Annotated in this window: 15 protein-coding genes; 14 read left to right on the plus strand and 1 reads right to left on the minus strand. The window is 70.4% G+C overall.

Features of this window, described 5'->3' with window-relative positions:
* Positions 1 to 25: 25 nt before the first annotated feature.
* Positions 26 to 805 (plus strand): inositol monophosphatase family protein, encoded by a 780-nt coding sequence (locus tag EV644_RS08065; protein ID WP_132187804.1) that lies wholly within the window; start codon positions 26 to 28, stop codon positions 803 to 805.
* A 36-nt stretch (positions 806 to 841) separates the two neighbouring features.
* On the opposite strand, the gene EV644_RS08070 is transcribed toward EV644_RS08065, so the two are convergent.
* Complete coding sequence (locus tag EV644_RS08070; RefSeq protein ID WP_132187803.1) at positions 842 to 1,186, minus strand: YciI family protein; 345 nt, start codon at positions 1,184 to 1,186, stop codon at positions 842 to 844.
* A gap of 200 nt (positions 1,187 to 1,386) precedes the next feature.
* On the opposite strand from EV644_RS08070, the gene EV644_RS08075 reads away from it, so the two are divergent.
* The 13 genes from EV644_RS08075 to EV644_RS08135 all read left to right on the plus strand — a co-directional run bounded on the left by EV644_RS08075 (position 1,387) and on the right by EV644_RS08135 (position 14,748).
* On the plus strand, positions 1,387 to 2,400 hold the full coding sequence (locus EV644_RS08075; protein ID WP_132187802.1) for an aldo/keto reductase family protein: 1,014 nt from the start codon (positions 1,387 to 1,389) through the stop codon (positions 2,398 to 2,400).
* Positions 2,397 to 2,606 (plus strand): hypothetical protein, encoded by a 210-nt coding sequence (locus tag EV644_RS08080; RefSeq protein ID WP_132187801.1) that lies wholly within the window; start codon positions 2,397 to 2,399, stop codon positions 2,604 to 2,606. The genes EV644_RS08075 and EV644_RS08080 overlap by 4 nt, the downstream gene beginning before the upstream one ends.
* Positions 2,607 to 2,917: 311 nt before the next feature.
* Complete coding sequence (locus tag EV644_RS08085) at positions 2,918 to 3,646, plus strand: SCO2322 family protein (protein WP_132187800.1); 729 nt, start codon at positions 2,918 to 2,920, stop codon at positions 3,644 to 3,646.
* Positions 3,646 to 4,743: an energy-coupling factor transporter transmembrane component T gene (locus EV644_RS08090; RefSeq protein ID WP_132187799.1), complete on the plus strand. Its 1,098-nt coding sequence runs from the start codon at positions 3,646 to 3,648 to the stop codon at positions 4,741 to 4,743. Before EV644_RS08085 ends, EV644_RS08090 begins: the two co-directional genes overlap by 1 nt.
* Positions 4,740 to 6,350 carry an ABC transporter ATP-binding protein gene (locus tag EV644_RS08095; RefSeq protein ID WP_132187798.1) on the plus strand — a complete coding sequence of 537 codons (1,611 nt, stop codon included), beginning with the start codon at positions 4,740 to 4,742 and terminating at the stop codon, positions 6,348 to 6,350. The genes EV644_RS08090 and EV644_RS08095 overlap by 4 nt, the downstream gene beginning before the upstream one ends.
* Positions 6,347 to 7,177 (plus strand): ECF transporter S component, encoded by an 831-nt coding sequence (locus tag EV644_RS08100; RefSeq protein WP_132187797.1) that lies wholly within the window; start codon positions 6,347 to 6,349, stop codon positions 7,175 to 7,177. The genes EV644_RS08095 and EV644_RS08100 overlap by 4 nt, the downstream gene beginning before the upstream one ends.
* Complete coding sequence (locus tag EV644_RS08105) at positions 7,170 to 7,868, plus strand: bifunctional adenosylcobinamide kinase/adenosylcobinamide-phosphate guanylyltransferase (RefSeq protein WP_132187796.1); 699 nt, start codon at positions 7,170 to 7,172, stop codon at positions 7,866 to 7,868. Before EV644_RS08100 ends, EV644_RS08105 begins: the two co-directional genes overlap by 8 nt.
* Positions 7,865 to 8,089 (plus strand): hypothetical protein, encoded by a 225-nt coding sequence (locus EV644_RS08110; protein ID WP_132187795.1) that lies wholly within the window; start codon positions 7,865 to 7,867, stop codon positions 8,087 to 8,089. The genes EV644_RS08105 and EV644_RS08110 overlap by 4 nt, the downstream gene beginning before the upstream one ends.
* Positions 8,090 to 8,097: 8 nt before the next feature.
* On the plus strand, positions 8,098 to 8,862 hold the full coding sequence (locus tag EV644_RS08115; RefSeq protein WP_241997953.1) for an adenosylcobinamide-GDP ribazoletransferase: 765 nt from the start codon (positions 8,098 to 8,100) through the stop codon (positions 8,860 to 8,862).
* A 1,288-nt stretch (positions 8,863 to 10,150) separates the two neighbouring features.
* Positions 10,151 to 11,341 (plus strand): ROK family transcriptional regulator, encoded by a 1,191-nt coding sequence (locus EV644_RS08120; RefSeq protein WP_132187793.1) that lies wholly within the window; start codon positions 10,151 to 10,153, stop codon positions 11,339 to 11,341.
* 102 nt (positions 11,342 to 11,443) lie between these two features.
* The gene (locus EV644_RS08125) at positions 11,444 to 12,520 is read left to right on the plus strand and encodes a substrate-binding domain-containing protein (protein WP_132187792.1); all 1,077 of its coding nucleotides are present in this window, start codon (positions 11,444 to 11,446) and stop codon (positions 12,518 to 12,520) included.
* Between the two features lie 120 nt (positions 12,521 to 12,640).
* Entirely contained in the window at positions 12,641 to 13,453 is an 813-nt protein-coding gene (locus tag EV644_RS08130; RefSeq protein WP_132187791.1) for an ATP-binding cassette domain-containing protein, read from the plus strand.
* Positions 13,450 to 14,748, plus strand: a complete 1,299-nt coding sequence (locus tag EV644_RS08135) for a sugar ABC transporter permease (RefSeq protein ID WP_132187790.1) — start codon at positions 13,450 to 13,452, stop codon at positions 14,746 to 14,748. Before EV644_RS08130 ends, EV644_RS08135 begins: the two co-directional genes overlap by 4 nt.
* Positions 14,749 to 14,766: the final 18 nt, after the last annotated feature.

Here is a 14,766-nt window from a genome sequence, read left to right on the forward strand (position 1 = left end):
GGCCGGCGTGCTGTTGGATGGTGGGGTGGATGTCGAGCTAGCGGTTGAGGCGGCGTTGGCTGGTGCCGGGGTGGTTCGGGAGAAGTACGGGAGGCCGGTGGGGCGGTACGACAAGTCGGCCACTGACTTCGCGACCGATGCCGATCTAGAGGCGGAGCGAGCGATCGTGGACTTGATCCGGCAGGCCCGGCCGGATGATGCCGTTGTGGGTGAGGAGTACGGCGCCGAGGGTGGCTCCGATGACGGGCAGAACCGGACCTGGCTGGTGGATCCGCTCTGCGGGACGCTCAACTTCGCGGCCCAGACTCCGCTGTTCTGCACGAACGTCGCGCTCCAGGCGAATGGTCAGCGCCTCGTGGCCGCGGTGGCGGATCCACTCGCCGACGAGGTGTTCTGGACCGACGGGACCACAGCCGCAGTACGGCGTGGTGGTTCCGACGCGCCGCTCGAGCCTTCGGCCGGTTCGCGGATCGTGGACATCGACGTCGATGCGCCGCCGGACGCGGAGTTCAGGCAGGCGAAGGTCCTGCTCGACCCGGAGTTCCGGGACACCTTCGGGCCGCGGGTGTCGTCGACCACGCTGGCGCTCGCTTGGGTGGCGGCCGGGCGGCGGGCGGCGTACGTGACCAACGGTCAGTTGCGCGACAGCGTCCACTTCACCGCCGGCATCGCCCTGTGTCTCGCGGCCGGCTGCGTCGTCACCGACCTCCGCGGGCAACCCCTGCACACCGGCCCGGGCATGCTCGCGGCCGCCGACCCCGCCACCCACGCGAAGCTCGTCGAACTCATCGCCCGCAACCCCTGACCAAGTGTCGGCCGGCTCGCGGTCAGCTGGCGCCGGTCACTCCACCTCGTCGTCGAAGGGGGTGACCTCGACCGGCTGGCGGCAGGCCTTTGTCGCCTTGGTCGCCCACTCGAGCGCGGCGTCCAGGTCGGGCACCTTGATCACCCAGAACCCGGCCATGTACTCCTTGCTCTCCGCGAACGGCCCGTCGGTGATCAGCACCTCGCCACCGTCGGCCCGCACCACCGAGGCCGTCGACCGCGGCTCCAGCCCGCCACCGAACACCCAGACGCCCTTCGCCACCATCTCGCGGTTCAAGGCGTCCACGTCGCCGTCCTCGCCCGGACCTTCCGGCACCTCGGCGCCCTCGATCGACTGCACTGCCAACAGATACTGTTTCATCTCGCCACTCCCTGGTCAGCAATCGTCCGGCCCGCAGGCCGCTTCTCACCACCAACACGAACACGCATGGTCCGGATCGACACCCACCCGGAGTTTCCCCCACCTCCGGCTCACCCGCACCCGGCGTCCCGCAGTACCGCGGATGTCCGGCGACGCGGGCGGGCGGGTGTCGGCGGGGCCGGGGAAGTAGGGTCGGGGTCATGGACTTTCGGTATCTCGGCAACAGTGGATTGAAGGTCAGCGAGATCTCCTACGGGAACTGGCTCACCCATGGCTCGCAGGTGGAGAACGAGCAGGCGAAGGCCTGCGTGAAGGCGGCCCTGGAGGCCGGGATCACCACGTTCGACACCGCGGACGTCTACGCCAACACCAAGGCGGAGACGGTGCTGGGTGAGGCGCTCGAGGGCGTGCGGCGGGAGTCGCTGGAGATCCTCACCAAGGTGTACTGGCCGACCGGGCCGGGCGGACCCAACGACGTCGGGCTGTCGCGCAAGCACATCCACGAGTCGATCAACGGGTCGCTGAAGCGGCTGAAGACCGACTACGTGGACGTCTACCAGGCGCACCGGTTCGACCCGGAGACGCCGCTGGAGGAGACGATGGAGGCCTTCGCCGACGTCGTCCGGGCCGGCAAGGCGCTCTACATCGGCACGTCGGAGTGGACGGCCGAGCAGTTGCAGGAGGGCCACCGGCTGGCCCGGGAGCTGCGCATCCCGCTGGTCTCCAACCAGCCGCAGTACAGCATGCTCTGGCGGGTGATCGAGGCCGAGGTGGTGCCGGCGTCAGAGGAGCTCGGGATCGGGCAGGTGGTGTTCTCGCCGATCGCGCAGGGCGTCCTGACGGGCAAGTACATGCCAGGCGAGCAGCCGCCGCAGGGCTCGCGCGCGACCGACGAGAAGGGCGGCGCCGACATGGTGAAGCGCTTCCTCACCGACGACGTGCTGACCCGGGTGCAGGAGCTGAAGCCGATCGCCGACGGGGTCGGGCTGAGCCTGTCCCAGCTGGCGATCGCCTGGGTGCTGCAGAACCCGAATGTCTCCTCGGCGATCACCGGCGCCTCCCGGCCCGAGCAGGTCACCGAGAACGTGAAGGCCGCGGGCGTGAAGCTCGAGGACGGCGTGCTGAAGCAGATCGACGAGGTGCTCGGCCACATCGTCGTGCGCGACGCGGCGATGACCGCGCGTAACTCGCCGCAGACCCGGCCGGGCTCGTGAGCTGGACCTGGCGGTTCGAGACCGCCGCGGGCGAGCCGGCCGACCCGGGTGACCTGACCGGCGCGGAGTTCTCCGCGCAGGGTGACGCGGAGAGCTGGCTGGGCGAGATCTGGCGCGAGCTGTCCGAGAAGGGCGTCGGCCAGGTCTTCCTGCTCGAGGACGGCCGCGAGGTCTACGGCCCGATGAGCCTCGCCGCACCGGAGTAAGCACCGGCCCTGGCACCGCTGAGAGCCCGTACCGCGAACTGTGGCCTGCCGCACGTTCGCAGTACGGGCTCAACTGTGTCCGGATGCTGGGCGGTAAGCTGCGGCGAGAACCAACTCCTGTGGCGCAGGGAAGCCGGTCCGAAGCCGGCGCTGACCCGCAACCGTAGGCCGCGTCCCGCCGCGGCGAGCCGGACCACTGCGCCTCAGGCAGACAGGCTCACCTACCCGCCGAGGTCCGCGGGTGGAGCCCGGCTCCCGCCTGCGCGCGGACAGCCCTCCTCCACCGGGTCCGGCCCGATCGAGGACACGAGATGACTGCACACAGGACCGCACGGGTGGTTCTCAGCCTGCTGGCCGGGCTGCTGCTCGCCGGTACCGTCACGACCACCGCGAGCGCCGAGGACGGCTACCGCTTCTGGGGCTACTACCAGTGGACGAACGGTCAGTGGGCCTTCGCCCAGAAGGGTTCCGACGCGGTGGTCCCGGCCGACGGCAGCGTCGAGGGCTGGCGCTACGCCGTGGGTGGCGCGAAGCCGCGGGTGCCTCGTGCGGCGGGCGACTTCGAGGCTGTCTGCGGCAAGACGCCGGCCGAGGCCGGCAAGAAGCGGGTTGCCCTGGTGATCGACCCGGGTACTGCGGCGGACTCCGGCACGGGCGACGCGCCTCCCCCGGCCAGCGGGACTTGTGTGGTCACCGATGTGAAGGCGACGGGCGCGAAGATCCTGTCCGCGGTGGAGCAGGTCCGGATCGAGAAGGGTCTGACCTGTGGCATCGCGGGCTACCCGGCCAGGGGCTGCGGTGACCCGGTCAAGAACATCAAGGTGCCCGCCACGGACGAGCCGGTGACGCTGGAGATCGGTGCGGCCGTCGGTGCCGCCAGCACTCCGTCCGCGGCGCCGACCAACTCGGCGCAGGTACCCACCGAGCAGAGTGACGATGGAGCGCCGTGGACCGGCATCATCATCGCCGCTGTGGTCGTTCTACTCCTTGCCGGCGGCGGCTTCGCTCTCAGCCGTCGGCGCGCGGGTCAGCGCGCCTAGTGCGTGCCGCCAATAACCTGACGCTCCCCCGGGCACTCCACCCGGGGGCCTGGTGGTTGTGGGCGCTGGGGCTCGCGGTAGCCGCCAGCAGGACGCGCAACCCGGTACTGCTGATCCTGATCCTGGTGATAGCCGGCTTCGTGGTCGCTGCGCGCCGCACCGACGCTCCCTGGGCCAACAGCTACGTCGCCTTCCTCAAGCTCGGCCTGGTCGTCATCGCGGTCCGGGTGGTCCTGCAGGCGCTCCTGTCGACCAGGTCCCAAGGCAACACGATCCTCTTCACCCTGCCGCTGATCCCACTGCCCGCGTGGGCCACCGGAGTGAAGCTCGGCGGCGAGGTGACCGCTGAAGCCCTCCTGACAGCCCTGTACGACGGGCTCCAGCTCGCGGTGATGCTGTGCTGCATCGGCGCGGCCAATGCGCTGGCCAGCCCGCGGAGGTTGCTCAAGTCGCTCCCCGGGGCTCTCTACGAGATGGGGGTCGCGTGCGTGGTCGCGTTGACCTTCGCCCCGCAACTGGTCACCGATGCCCGGCGGATCCGCGCGGCTCGCCGGCTGCGCGGACGCACCAGCGGGTCGTTCCGCACGACCGCGATGCCCGTCCTGGAGGGCGCTCTCGACAGGTCCGTCGAACTGGCTGCCGCGATGGACTCCAGGGGCTACGGCAGAACCGCCCAAGTGCCTCGCAACCAGCGGCGGATCACCGGCGCCTCTGTGCTCCTGGGCCTGCTTGGCATTGCTCTCGGGGTCTACTCGCTGCTGACTGATGCTATGTCCTTCCCTGTTGCCGCGGCTGCCCTGGCGGTCGGCCTCTTGCTGGCGGTCGGCGCGATGACCGTGGGACACCAGCGGGTCGCGCGGACGCGGTACCGGCCGGATCCGTGGGCTCTGCCCGAGTGGCTCGTCACTCTCTCGGGTGCCATCGCCGCGGGGACAATGATCGTCGCCGCCAACCGTGGAGTGGAGGGGCTCGTGCTGGCCGGACCTCTGGTGGTGCCGCCGGTCCCGCTGGTGCCGGTGCTCGGCCTGCTGGTCGGGCTGGCCCCCGCCATCGTCGCGCCGCCCTTGACCCGACGACGTGAGCTGGTGCCCGCATGATCGAGTTCGACCGGGTGTCAGTCACGTACGACGGTGCTGCCGGGCCCGCGCTGCGTGAGGTGAGCTTCAGCGTCCCGGAGGGCGAACTGGCGCTGGTGATCGGCCGGACCGGTTCCGGCAAGTCCACCCTGCTGCGGGCCATCAACGGCCTCGTCCCGCATTTCACCGGCGGCACCCTGGCCGGCCGGGTACTGGTGAACGGCCGCGACACCCGCGACTTCCGCCCCCGCGACCTCGCGGACGTGGTCGGCATCGTCGGGCAGGACCCGATGGCCGGTTTCGTCACCGACACGGTCGAGGACGAACTCGCCTACAGCATGGAGTCCCTCGGGATCGCGCCGGACGTGATGCGCCGCCGGGTCGAGGAGACACTCGACCTGCTCGGCCTGGCCGACGTACGGGATCGTGCTCTGACCTCCCTGTCAGGTGGCCAGCGGCAGCGGACCGCCATCGGCTCGGCGCTCACCTCGCACCCTGCGGTGCTGGTCCTGGACGAGCCGACCTCGGCACTGGATCCCCAGGCCGCCGAAGAGGTCCTGTCTGCGCTCCAGCGGCTGGTACACGATCTCGGCGTCACTGTGGTGATGGCCGAGCACCGGCTCGAGCGAGTCATCCAGTACGCCGATCGGGTGATCGAGGTGCCCGGTGGCTCCGCGGCCGTCTCGACCGGGCTCCCGGTCGACCTGATGGTCACTGCGCCGGTCGCTCCTCCCGTGGTCGAGCTCGGACGGCTTGCCGGGTGGTCGCCGCTGCCGCTGTCCGTCCGGGACGCACGGCGCGCCGCGGTCGCCCTGCGAAGCCGGCTGACCAACCTTGCCCCGCGGCGGCTGGTTGCCGTGGAAGGCCCCGAGCTGGCGCACTGCGAGAACCTGGTGGTTGCTTATGGCAACATCCCGGCGTTGCGTGGCGTCTCGGTCAGCATCAGGGCCGGCGAGGTGGTCGCTCTGATGGGCCGGAACGGCGCCGGCAAGTCCACCTTGCTCAATGCGCTCGTCGGACTCGTCCAGCCCCGCTCTGGTCGTGCCACCGCCGCTGGTGCCGACCCCCGGCGTACCAAGCCGTCCCAATTGGTCAAGGCAGTCGGACTGGTACCGCAGGAGCCTGCCGACCTGCTGTACGCCGCCACTGTGGCTGACGAGTGCGCCGGAGCCGACAGCGACTTCCGGGTGCCGGCTGGGAGCTGCCGAGCACTGCTGGATCGGCTGGCGCCCGGCATCGACGTACAGATGCACCCGCGCGACTTGTCCGAGGGACAGCGGCTCTGCCTGGCGCTGGCCGTCGTACTGTGCGGCGCTCCTCCGCTGTTGCTGCTGGACGAGCCCACGCGAGGTCTGGACTACGGCGCCAAGCGTCGCCTGGTCGAGATCCTGCGGGAGCTCGCCGCTGCCGGGCACGCGGTCGTGCTGTCGACCCACGACGTCGAGATGGTCGCCGAGGTCGCCTCCCGGGTGTTGGTGCTGGCGGAGGGCGAGCTGGTGAGCGACGGCGAGACAGCGACCGTCATCGCGGGCTCCCCCGCCTTCGCGCCGCAGGTGGCCAAGATCCTCGCGCCGCTGCCCTTCCTGACCGTCGGGGAAGTCGCCAGCGCTCTGGAGCAAGCCTCATGAGGCTCGAGCCCCGCAGTACTCCGCGACTCGTTCAGCTGCGGCCGCGTAGTACTGCGACGTTGCTGCTGGCGTCGATCGTCGGAGTGCTCGCCTTCGGCTGGCCCCTGCTCTGGGCGACCTCACAGGTGGGCGAATCGGCCATCGGGCACACCACCGACGCCCCCTGGCTGTTCGTGCTCCTCCTGCCGCTCCTGGTCGCCGTAGTACTGGCCGAGCTGGCCGAGTCCGGGATCGACGCCAAGGTGATCTCGCTGCTCGGCATGCTCGCCGCTGTCGGCGCCGCTCTGCGTGCACTAGGCCCTGGTACTGCGGGACTCGAGCCCGGGTTCTTCCTGCTGATCCTGGCGGGGCGTGCCTTCGGGGCCGGGTTCGGGTTCGTGCTGGGCGCCGTGTCGCTGCTGGCCGGTGCACTCGTCAGTGGCGGGGTGGGGCCGTGGATGCCGTTCCAGATGTTCGCCTGCGCTTGGGTGGGCTGCCTTGCCGGGTTGCTGCCGCGCGTGGGCGGTCGGCTGGAGATCCTGCTGCTTGCCGCCTACTCCCTCTTCGCCGGAGTGCTCTACGGGCTCGTGATGAACCTGTGGTTCTGGCCGTACGCCACCTTCGCCAGCGACTTCTCGTTCATCCAGGGCGACTCGCTGGCCGAGAACCTGCACCGCTATCTCCTGTTCGTGGCGGCCACGTCGCTCGGGTGGGACATCCCGCGCGGGATCCTGTGCGCAGTACTGGTGCTGGTGCTGGGACGGCCGATCCTGGTGGCGTTCCGGCGTACTGCGCGGAAGGCGGCGTTCGACGTACCGGTGACGTTCGAGAGAGGTACCCATGGCTGAACTGGTGACCGGGCCCGACGGCGCGGTGGTGGACGGCGTACTGCGGCTGGGCCGTGACGGGATCGCTGTCGCCGGCTACGAGGTCACGACCACGCGGACCGCCCGGGGACTCCGGTACGACGTACTGACGCCTGACGGGGAACAGGTGTCCTGGACGGCACCAACCGCGTCGCAGCGGACGCTGATCCTCGGTGGAGCCCGCTCCGGCAAGTCCACCGAGGCCGAACGCCTCCTCGCCGATAATGCGGACACCTTGTACGTCGCGACGGGTGGCGATGGGTCCGCCGATCCCGAGTGGGCCTCGCGGATCGCCTTGCACCGCGCACGTCGTCCCTCTGGTTGGGGTCTGGCTGAGACCATCGACCTCGTCCCGTTGCTAGCGTCTCCCGGACCGCCGCTGCTGATCGACTGCCTGACACTCTGGCTCTCCCGCACGATGGACGCTTGCGAAGTCTGGTCCGACCTCACCCGCGCGACTGTGGTCGAGGCACGGATCGCAGACCTCGCCGCGGCCTGGTCCTCGACCTCCCGCACCGTGGTTGCCGTAAGCAACGACATAGGCGCCGGCGTGGTCCCCGCCGACCCCGGAACCCGCCTCTTCCGCGACCTGATGGGCCGTCTCAACACCACCATCGCCCACCACTCCACCACCGTCCTCTGGACCCTCGCCGGCAGAACCATCCCCCTATGACCCCCACCCACCACCCCGCGCCCGCAGTCACCACCGCCACCGCCACCGCCATCGCCGCCACCGCCACGCCGCGGCGCGGACCGACCCAGCGCGACACCGCAGCCGGCGCGCGACGCCAGGCCGCGCCCCGGTGCCGACGGCGCCATTTGGTGAGCGATGGCGGTCCGCTGGTCTTCGGCCGGATGGACCGTGCCGGCGGCCGCGTCGGGGGTATGCAGTGAAGGACGCGGTGAGGTTGGCCGTGGGGACCTTGTCGGTGTTGCCGATGGGGCCGCCGGGGAAGGTCGATCGGGAGGTGGCTGGGCAGGCGATGGTGTTGGCGCCTGCGGTCGGCGTGCTGCTCGGCGGGATCGCTGGTGCGGTGGTCGCCGGGGTTGAGGCACTGCGGCCGGATGCGCCATTGCTGGCGGCGGTGCTCGGGGTTGTCGTGCTGGTGGCCCTGTCGGGAGCGCTGCATCTGGACGGGTTGGCCGATACCGCGGACGGGCTCGGGAGCCGGCGGGATCGCGAGACGATGCTGCGGATCATGAAACAGAGCGACATCGGCCCGTTCGGAGTCACCTCGATCGCGGCCGTGCTGCTGATCGACGTCGCCGCCCTCACCGCGTGCATCCAGTCCGGCTACGGCTGGCAGTCCCTCCTCGTCGGAGCCGTCGCCAGCCGCCTCACCCTCCCCTGGTCCTGCCGAACCACCATCCCCTCCGCCCGCCCCGAAGGCCTGGGTGCCATGGTCGCCTCCACCGTCCGCCCCACCACGGCAGCCCTCCTAACCCTCACCACCGCCCTCCTGGCCGCCCTCCTCTTCCGGCTGACGGGCAACCACCTACTCGCAGTACCAGGCGCCGCCGCAGCCGTCCTGGCGTCCACCGCCGTAGCCCTGGCCGCCACCCACAAATCCCTCAGAACCTTCGGCGGCATCACCGGCGACACCCTCGGCGCCACCCTCGAACTAGCCCTCCCCACCACCCTCCTAACCCTCGCCCTAACCACCTAACCCCACCCCCGCCACCCACCCGCCGCCCGGCTGCCGACTTCACCCGCCCCGGGTCCCCGACGGCGTACCGACCGACAGGCAGTACTCCGCACCCGCAGCCGAGCCAAGCGCGGCATCAGCTCAAGACCGGCTGATCGAGGGGGTACTGTCTGTCGCTCGGTACACCGCGACTGGGCGGCATCACCGGCGACCGCCGGCGCCACCTGCCCCTCGGCCCACCGCCGAACTAGCTCCCACCACGCTCCCAAACCTCGCCCCCCAAAACCACCTGCCGCCCACCGCGGCCAGCCACCCGCCCACGACTGGGTGCCGAGTTCGCTGATCCACCCCGGCAGCCCGACTGCGTACCGACCGACAGGCAGTACTCCGCACAGGCACCCGAGCCGAGCGCGGCATCAACTCACAGACAGGCTGATCGCGGGGTACTGTCTGTCGCTCGGTACACCGCGACTCGGCGGCATCACCTGCGATCCTCAGCGCCCTCGGCGCCCTCGGCGCCCTCAGCGACCCCGGCGACCCCGGCGAGCCCGGCGAGCGACCCCATCGAACTAGCCCTCCTCAGCACCCTCCTGCCCCTCGCCCTAACCACCTGAGTCCCACCCGCGGCTCCCCACCCCCGGCTCCCCGCCCGCCGCCGTACCGACCGACAGAACGCGAACAGTGTGAGCCGCCACTCAGTCGTGGATCCGGGTTCTCAGCAACCGCTTTCCCGCCCCGGAAGGAATCCACGACTCGGCGAACGAGGCGGCGTACTCCGTGCGCATGCGGGTCGCCGGCACGAGCGAGGCGACTAGTCGCGTTGGGAATGGGGCCGCCGCTGCTCAGTCGTCGATCCGAGTTCTCCGTCGTGGATCCGGGTTCTCGGCGAGCGCCTCTCGCGCCGAAACCACGACTCGGCGAGTAGAGCGGCGGAGGCGGGGGGCGGGCGCGAGGGCGGTGCGTGCTCGGGGCGGGGTTCTGACGGCTGGGCTGGGCGGGGGTGCTCGGGGCGGGGTGCTGGGGGCGGCTCTGGGGCGGGGGTGCTCGGGGCGGGGGTGCTGGGGGCGGCTCTGGGGCGGGGGTGCTCGGGGCGGGGGTGCTGGGGGGCGGGTCTGGGGCGGTTGGGGTGGGGGGAATTGTGGGGGTGGAGGGGTGGGTGTTGGAGGGGTGGGCTGGGCGTGCATTAGTGTCCTCGCGGGGGTTGGGACGGGCAGGAGCGGGCGTGATGGTGAGGACAGATGGCGAGCACTCGCGGGATCGATATCGGTGATTCGGGAGCGAAAGCCCCGCGATCCGTTATCTTTATGTAATGAACGCAACCCGCCCAGCGCCTGGCTCGCAGGCTTCGCTTCGCGAAGCCAACCGCGAGCGCGTCCTGGGGGTTGTCCGGCAGCACGGCCCGTTGACGCAGGTCGAGATCGCCGCCGCCTCCGGTCTCTCCGCCGCGACCGTGTCGAACATGGTCAAGGAACTCGACCAGACAGGCATGGTCGCGCTGTCCCCCAGCATCCGGAACGGCCGCCGCGCCGTCCTCGTCGCCCTGGCCTCCGGTGGCGGCCTGCTCGCCGGTGTCGCCTTCGGTGAACGGGACGTCCGCGTCGCGATCGCGTCGGAGAGCAGCGAGATCCTCGCCCAGCAACTGATGCCCCTGCAGGCCGACCATGTCGCCGACGACGGCATGGAGCGTGCGGCCCGCCTGATCGCCGACCTCACCGAGACCATCGGCGCCAGCGTCGAGGACATCGGCGCGATCGGCTTCGGCCTGCCCGCGCCGGTGGACTCGGTCAGCGGCGAGGCGGGGTCGGACGCTGTACTGCCCGGCTGGCGGGGGGTGAACGTCGCCGAGGCGATGGGCGCCCACCTCCGCGCGCCGGTCGCCCTCGACAACACCGCAAACCTTGCAGCCCTGGGAGAACTCCGCAGCGGCGCGCTCCGCGGCGTCCAGCACGGCTGCTACATCAAGTTCTCGTACGGCGTGGGCGCGGGCATCGTGCTCGGCGGCGAGGTCTTCCGGGGTTCGGCCGGTACGGCGGGCGAGATCGGGCACCTCACCATCGACGAGAACGGGCCGATCTGCCGATGCGGCAACCGCGGCTGCCTCGACACGTTCGTCGGGTCGCGGGCATTGCTCAGTTCGCTGCAGGCCTCGCACGGCCCGCTCCGGCTCCGGGACGTCGTGACCCGGGCGCTGGCCGGGGATCTCGGCTGCCGCCGGGTGGTCGAGGATGCCGGCCGTCGCGTGGGCGTGGCGGTCGCCGGTCTGGTGAACCTGTTCAACCCCGAGGTGATCGTTGTCGGCGGCAAGATGGCCGAGGCCGGCGACCTGATCATGCTGCCGCTGCGCGAGGCCCTGGACCGGTGCGCGATCCCCAGCGCCGCGGCGACGGTGGAGTTACGCGCGGCTGAACTCGGTGACGAAGCGGACGTGCTCGGTGCCCTTCAGCTGGCGTCCGTCCTCAGCCACTCGCGGGCCGCCAAGGCGTTGGAGACAACCGTGTAACAACGATATGTCTATTTCTTGAATTCAAGCCTTGACGTCAAGAGCGATGTGCCTTTGACTCTGGACAGGCCTACTCGGGCCCTCACGTCAAGGAGTTGCTCTATGTCCGTCTCACCAACCCGTTTCGTCGGCCTCGGCCTCGCCGTCTCGGCCCTAGCCCTCTCGCTGGTGGCCTGTGGATCGGACGAGCCGTCCTCGACCGGCGGCAGCTCCGCCGGCGGCCAGAAGATCGCACTGCTGCTCCCGGAGTCGAAGACGACCCGGTACGAGAGCCTGGACCGCCCGCTGTTCACCGAGGCGCTCAAGGCCGCCTGCGCCGACTGCGAGCTGATCTACAGCAACGCCGACCAGGACGCCGCGAAACAGCAGCAGCAGGCTGAGGCCGCGCTGACCCAGGGCGCCAAGGTACTGGTCCTCGACCCGGTCGACGGTAAGGCCGCGGCCGCAGTGGTTGCCTCCGCCAAGGGCCAGAACGTCCCGGTGATCGCCTACGACCGCTTCATCGAGGGCGCCAACTACTACGTCTCGTTCGAGAACGAGGCGGTCGGCAAGCTGCAGGCGCAGACCCTGGTCGACACCCTGAAGGCGGCCGGCAAGACGTCCGGCAACCTCGCCATGATCAACGGCTCGCCGACCGACCCGAACGCGGCCGACTTCAAGAAGGGCGCGCACAGCGTGCTCGACTCCAGCGGCTTCAAGGTCGCCGCCGAGTTCGACACCCCGGACTGGAGCCCGGACAAGGCGCAGGCCTGGATGGAAGGCCAGCTGAGCGCGATCAAGGCCGGCCTGGTCGGCGTCTACGCCGCCAACGACGGCACCGCCGGTGGCGCCATCGCCGCCCTCAAGGGTGGCGGCGTGAAGCCGCTCCCGCCGGTCACCGGTCAGGACTCCGAGCTCGCCGCGATCCAGCGGATCGTCAGCGGTGACCAGGCGATGACCATCTACAAGGCCGTGAAGCCGCAGGCCGAGGCCGCCGCCAAGGGCGCCGTCGCGCTGGCGACCGGTGGCAAGCCCGAGTCGACCACCGAGAAGTCCGGTGTCCCGTCCACCATCCTCGACCCGGTGGCCGTCACCAAGGCGAACATCAACGACACTGTGGTGAAGGACGGAATCTACACGGTGTCGGACATCTGCACCGCGTCGTTCGCGGCCGCCTGCGCAGCCGCCGGCCTCAAGTAACCCCGGCCCCGAGGCCGGTCCCCTGAGCGGGGCCGGCCTCGAGGAACGCCTCGGTCCGGGTGGGCACCGCGAACCCACCCGGACCGGAGCCGGATCGTCAAAGCCTCAGGAGGCTGATCGATGACTGTCACTCCCACCTCTCCGCCCCTCACCGGCACGGTGCTGGCGCTGCGGGGCGTTTCCAAGCGCTTCGGCGCGGTCCAGGCGCTGAAGAACATCGACCTGGACGTGCGCGCTGGTGAAGTGCTCGCCCTGGTCGGCGACAACGGCGCCGGCAAGTCGACGCTGGTGAAGACCATCGCCGGGGTCTACACGGCCGACGACGGCACGATGGTGTTCGACGGGCGGGAGGTGCGGGTGGCCAGTCCGGCCGAGGCGCAGCAGCTCGGCATCGCCACCGTCTTCCAGGACCTGGCCCTGTGCGACAACCTCGACGTGGTCGCGAACCTGTACCTCGGCCGGGAACTGCGCCGGGGCAGGGTGCTCGACGAGGTCGAGATGGAGCGGTCCTCCTGGGAGCTGCTCCGCCAGCTGTCGGCCAAGATCCCGAGCGTCCGGATCCCGGTGGCCAGCCTGTCGGGTGGTCAGCGGCAGACCGTCGCGATCGCCCGCAGCCTGCTCGGCCAGCCGAAGGTGGTGATGCTGGACGAGCCGACCGCGGCGCTGGGCGTGGCCCAGACCGCCGAGGTGCTCAACCTGGTCGAGCGACTCCGCGAGCGTGGCCTCGCGGTGATCCTGATCAGCCACAACATGGCCGACGTGATGGCCGTCGCGGACCGCGTCGCGGTACTGCGGCTAGGCCGCAACAATGGTGTCTTCATGGTCAGCGACACCAAGACGCAGGACATCATCGCCGCCATCACCGGTGCGACGGACAACGCAGTCTCCGAGCGCGCGGCGCGCCGGACCCGTGAGGAAGGTTCCGCATCATGACCACCCCGGTCGACGGATCGAAGGTCCCCGTGCAGGACACCGTGGAGGACCCGGCCCAGGAGGCCGCCGCGCTGCCGGCCGACCTGCAGGACGAGCGGCTGATCGCCAGCCACGGCGTCAGCGGCGCGATCGCCGCCTTCACCGCGCGGCTGCGCTCCGGCGATCTGGGCTCGGTCCCGGTGGTGGTCGGACTGGTCATCATCTGGGCGGTCTTCCAGATCGCCAACAGCAACTTCCTGTCCAGCCGCAACCTGGTCAACCTGACCCTGCAGACCACCTCGGTCGGTGTCATTGCCCTGGGCATCGTTCTGGTCCTGCTGCTGGGCGAGATCGACCTGTCGGTGGGTTCGGTCAGCGGTCTGTCCGCGGCCATCTTCGGCGTCACCTTCGTGAACAAGGGCTGGCCGCTGGCGGTCTCGATCCTCGCCAGTGTGGCGGTCGGCCTGGTCATCGGCCTGTTCTACGGGGCGCTCTACAACCGCTTCGGCGTGCCGAGCTTCGTGATCACGCTGGCCGGCCTGCTGGGCTTCCTCGGCCTGCAGCTGTGGGTGCTGGGCAAAGAGGGTTCGCTGAACCTTCCGTTCGACTCGGCGATCGTCAAGTTCGCGACGCAGAACTTCCTGTCCCCCGCGGTCGCCTACGGCCTGGTCGTCGTTACGGTCGCGCTCTACATCGCGAGCCGGCTGCGCGCCCGTGGTCAGCGCCTCGCGGCCGGTCTGTCGGCGGCGCCCAACTCGATCATCGGCCTCAAGGCGGTCGCGCTCGCGCTGGTGCTCGCCGTCCCGGTCGCGGTGCTGAACGGCGACCGCGGGGTCTCGTCGATGTTCGTGCTGCTCCTCGCCATGGTGGTGGCGACCGATTTCGCCATCCGCAAGACCCGCTGGGGTCGCTCGGTGATGGCGGTCGGCGGCAACGTCGAGGCGGCCCGCCGAGCCGGTATCAACGTGCGGATGATCTACCTGTCCGTCTTCGCCGCCTGCTCCACCTTCGCCGCCGTCGGCGGTCTGCTGGCCGCCTCCCGGCTGGTCGCGGTGAACCAGAGCAGCGGCGGCAACGACACCAACCTGAACGCGATCGCCGCCGCCGTGATCGGTGGCACCAGCCTCTTCGGCGGCCGCGGTTCGGCGTACTCCGCACTGCTCGGCGCGCTCGTGATCATGTCGATCTCCAACGGGCTGGCGCTGCTCAGCCTCGACTCCAGCGTGCGCTTCATGGTGACCGCGGCAGTCCTGCTGATCGCCGTCACGATCGACTCGCTGAGCCGTCGCAGCAGGCAGGCGCACGGGCGCGCATAGACCGGTGGGTTGCTGCCT

The sequence above is a fragment of the Kribbella orskensis genome (genome assembly GCF_004342085.1).
Lineage (GTDB): Bacteria > Actinomycetota > Actinomycetes > Propionibacteriales > Kribbellaceae > Kribbella > Kribbella orskensis.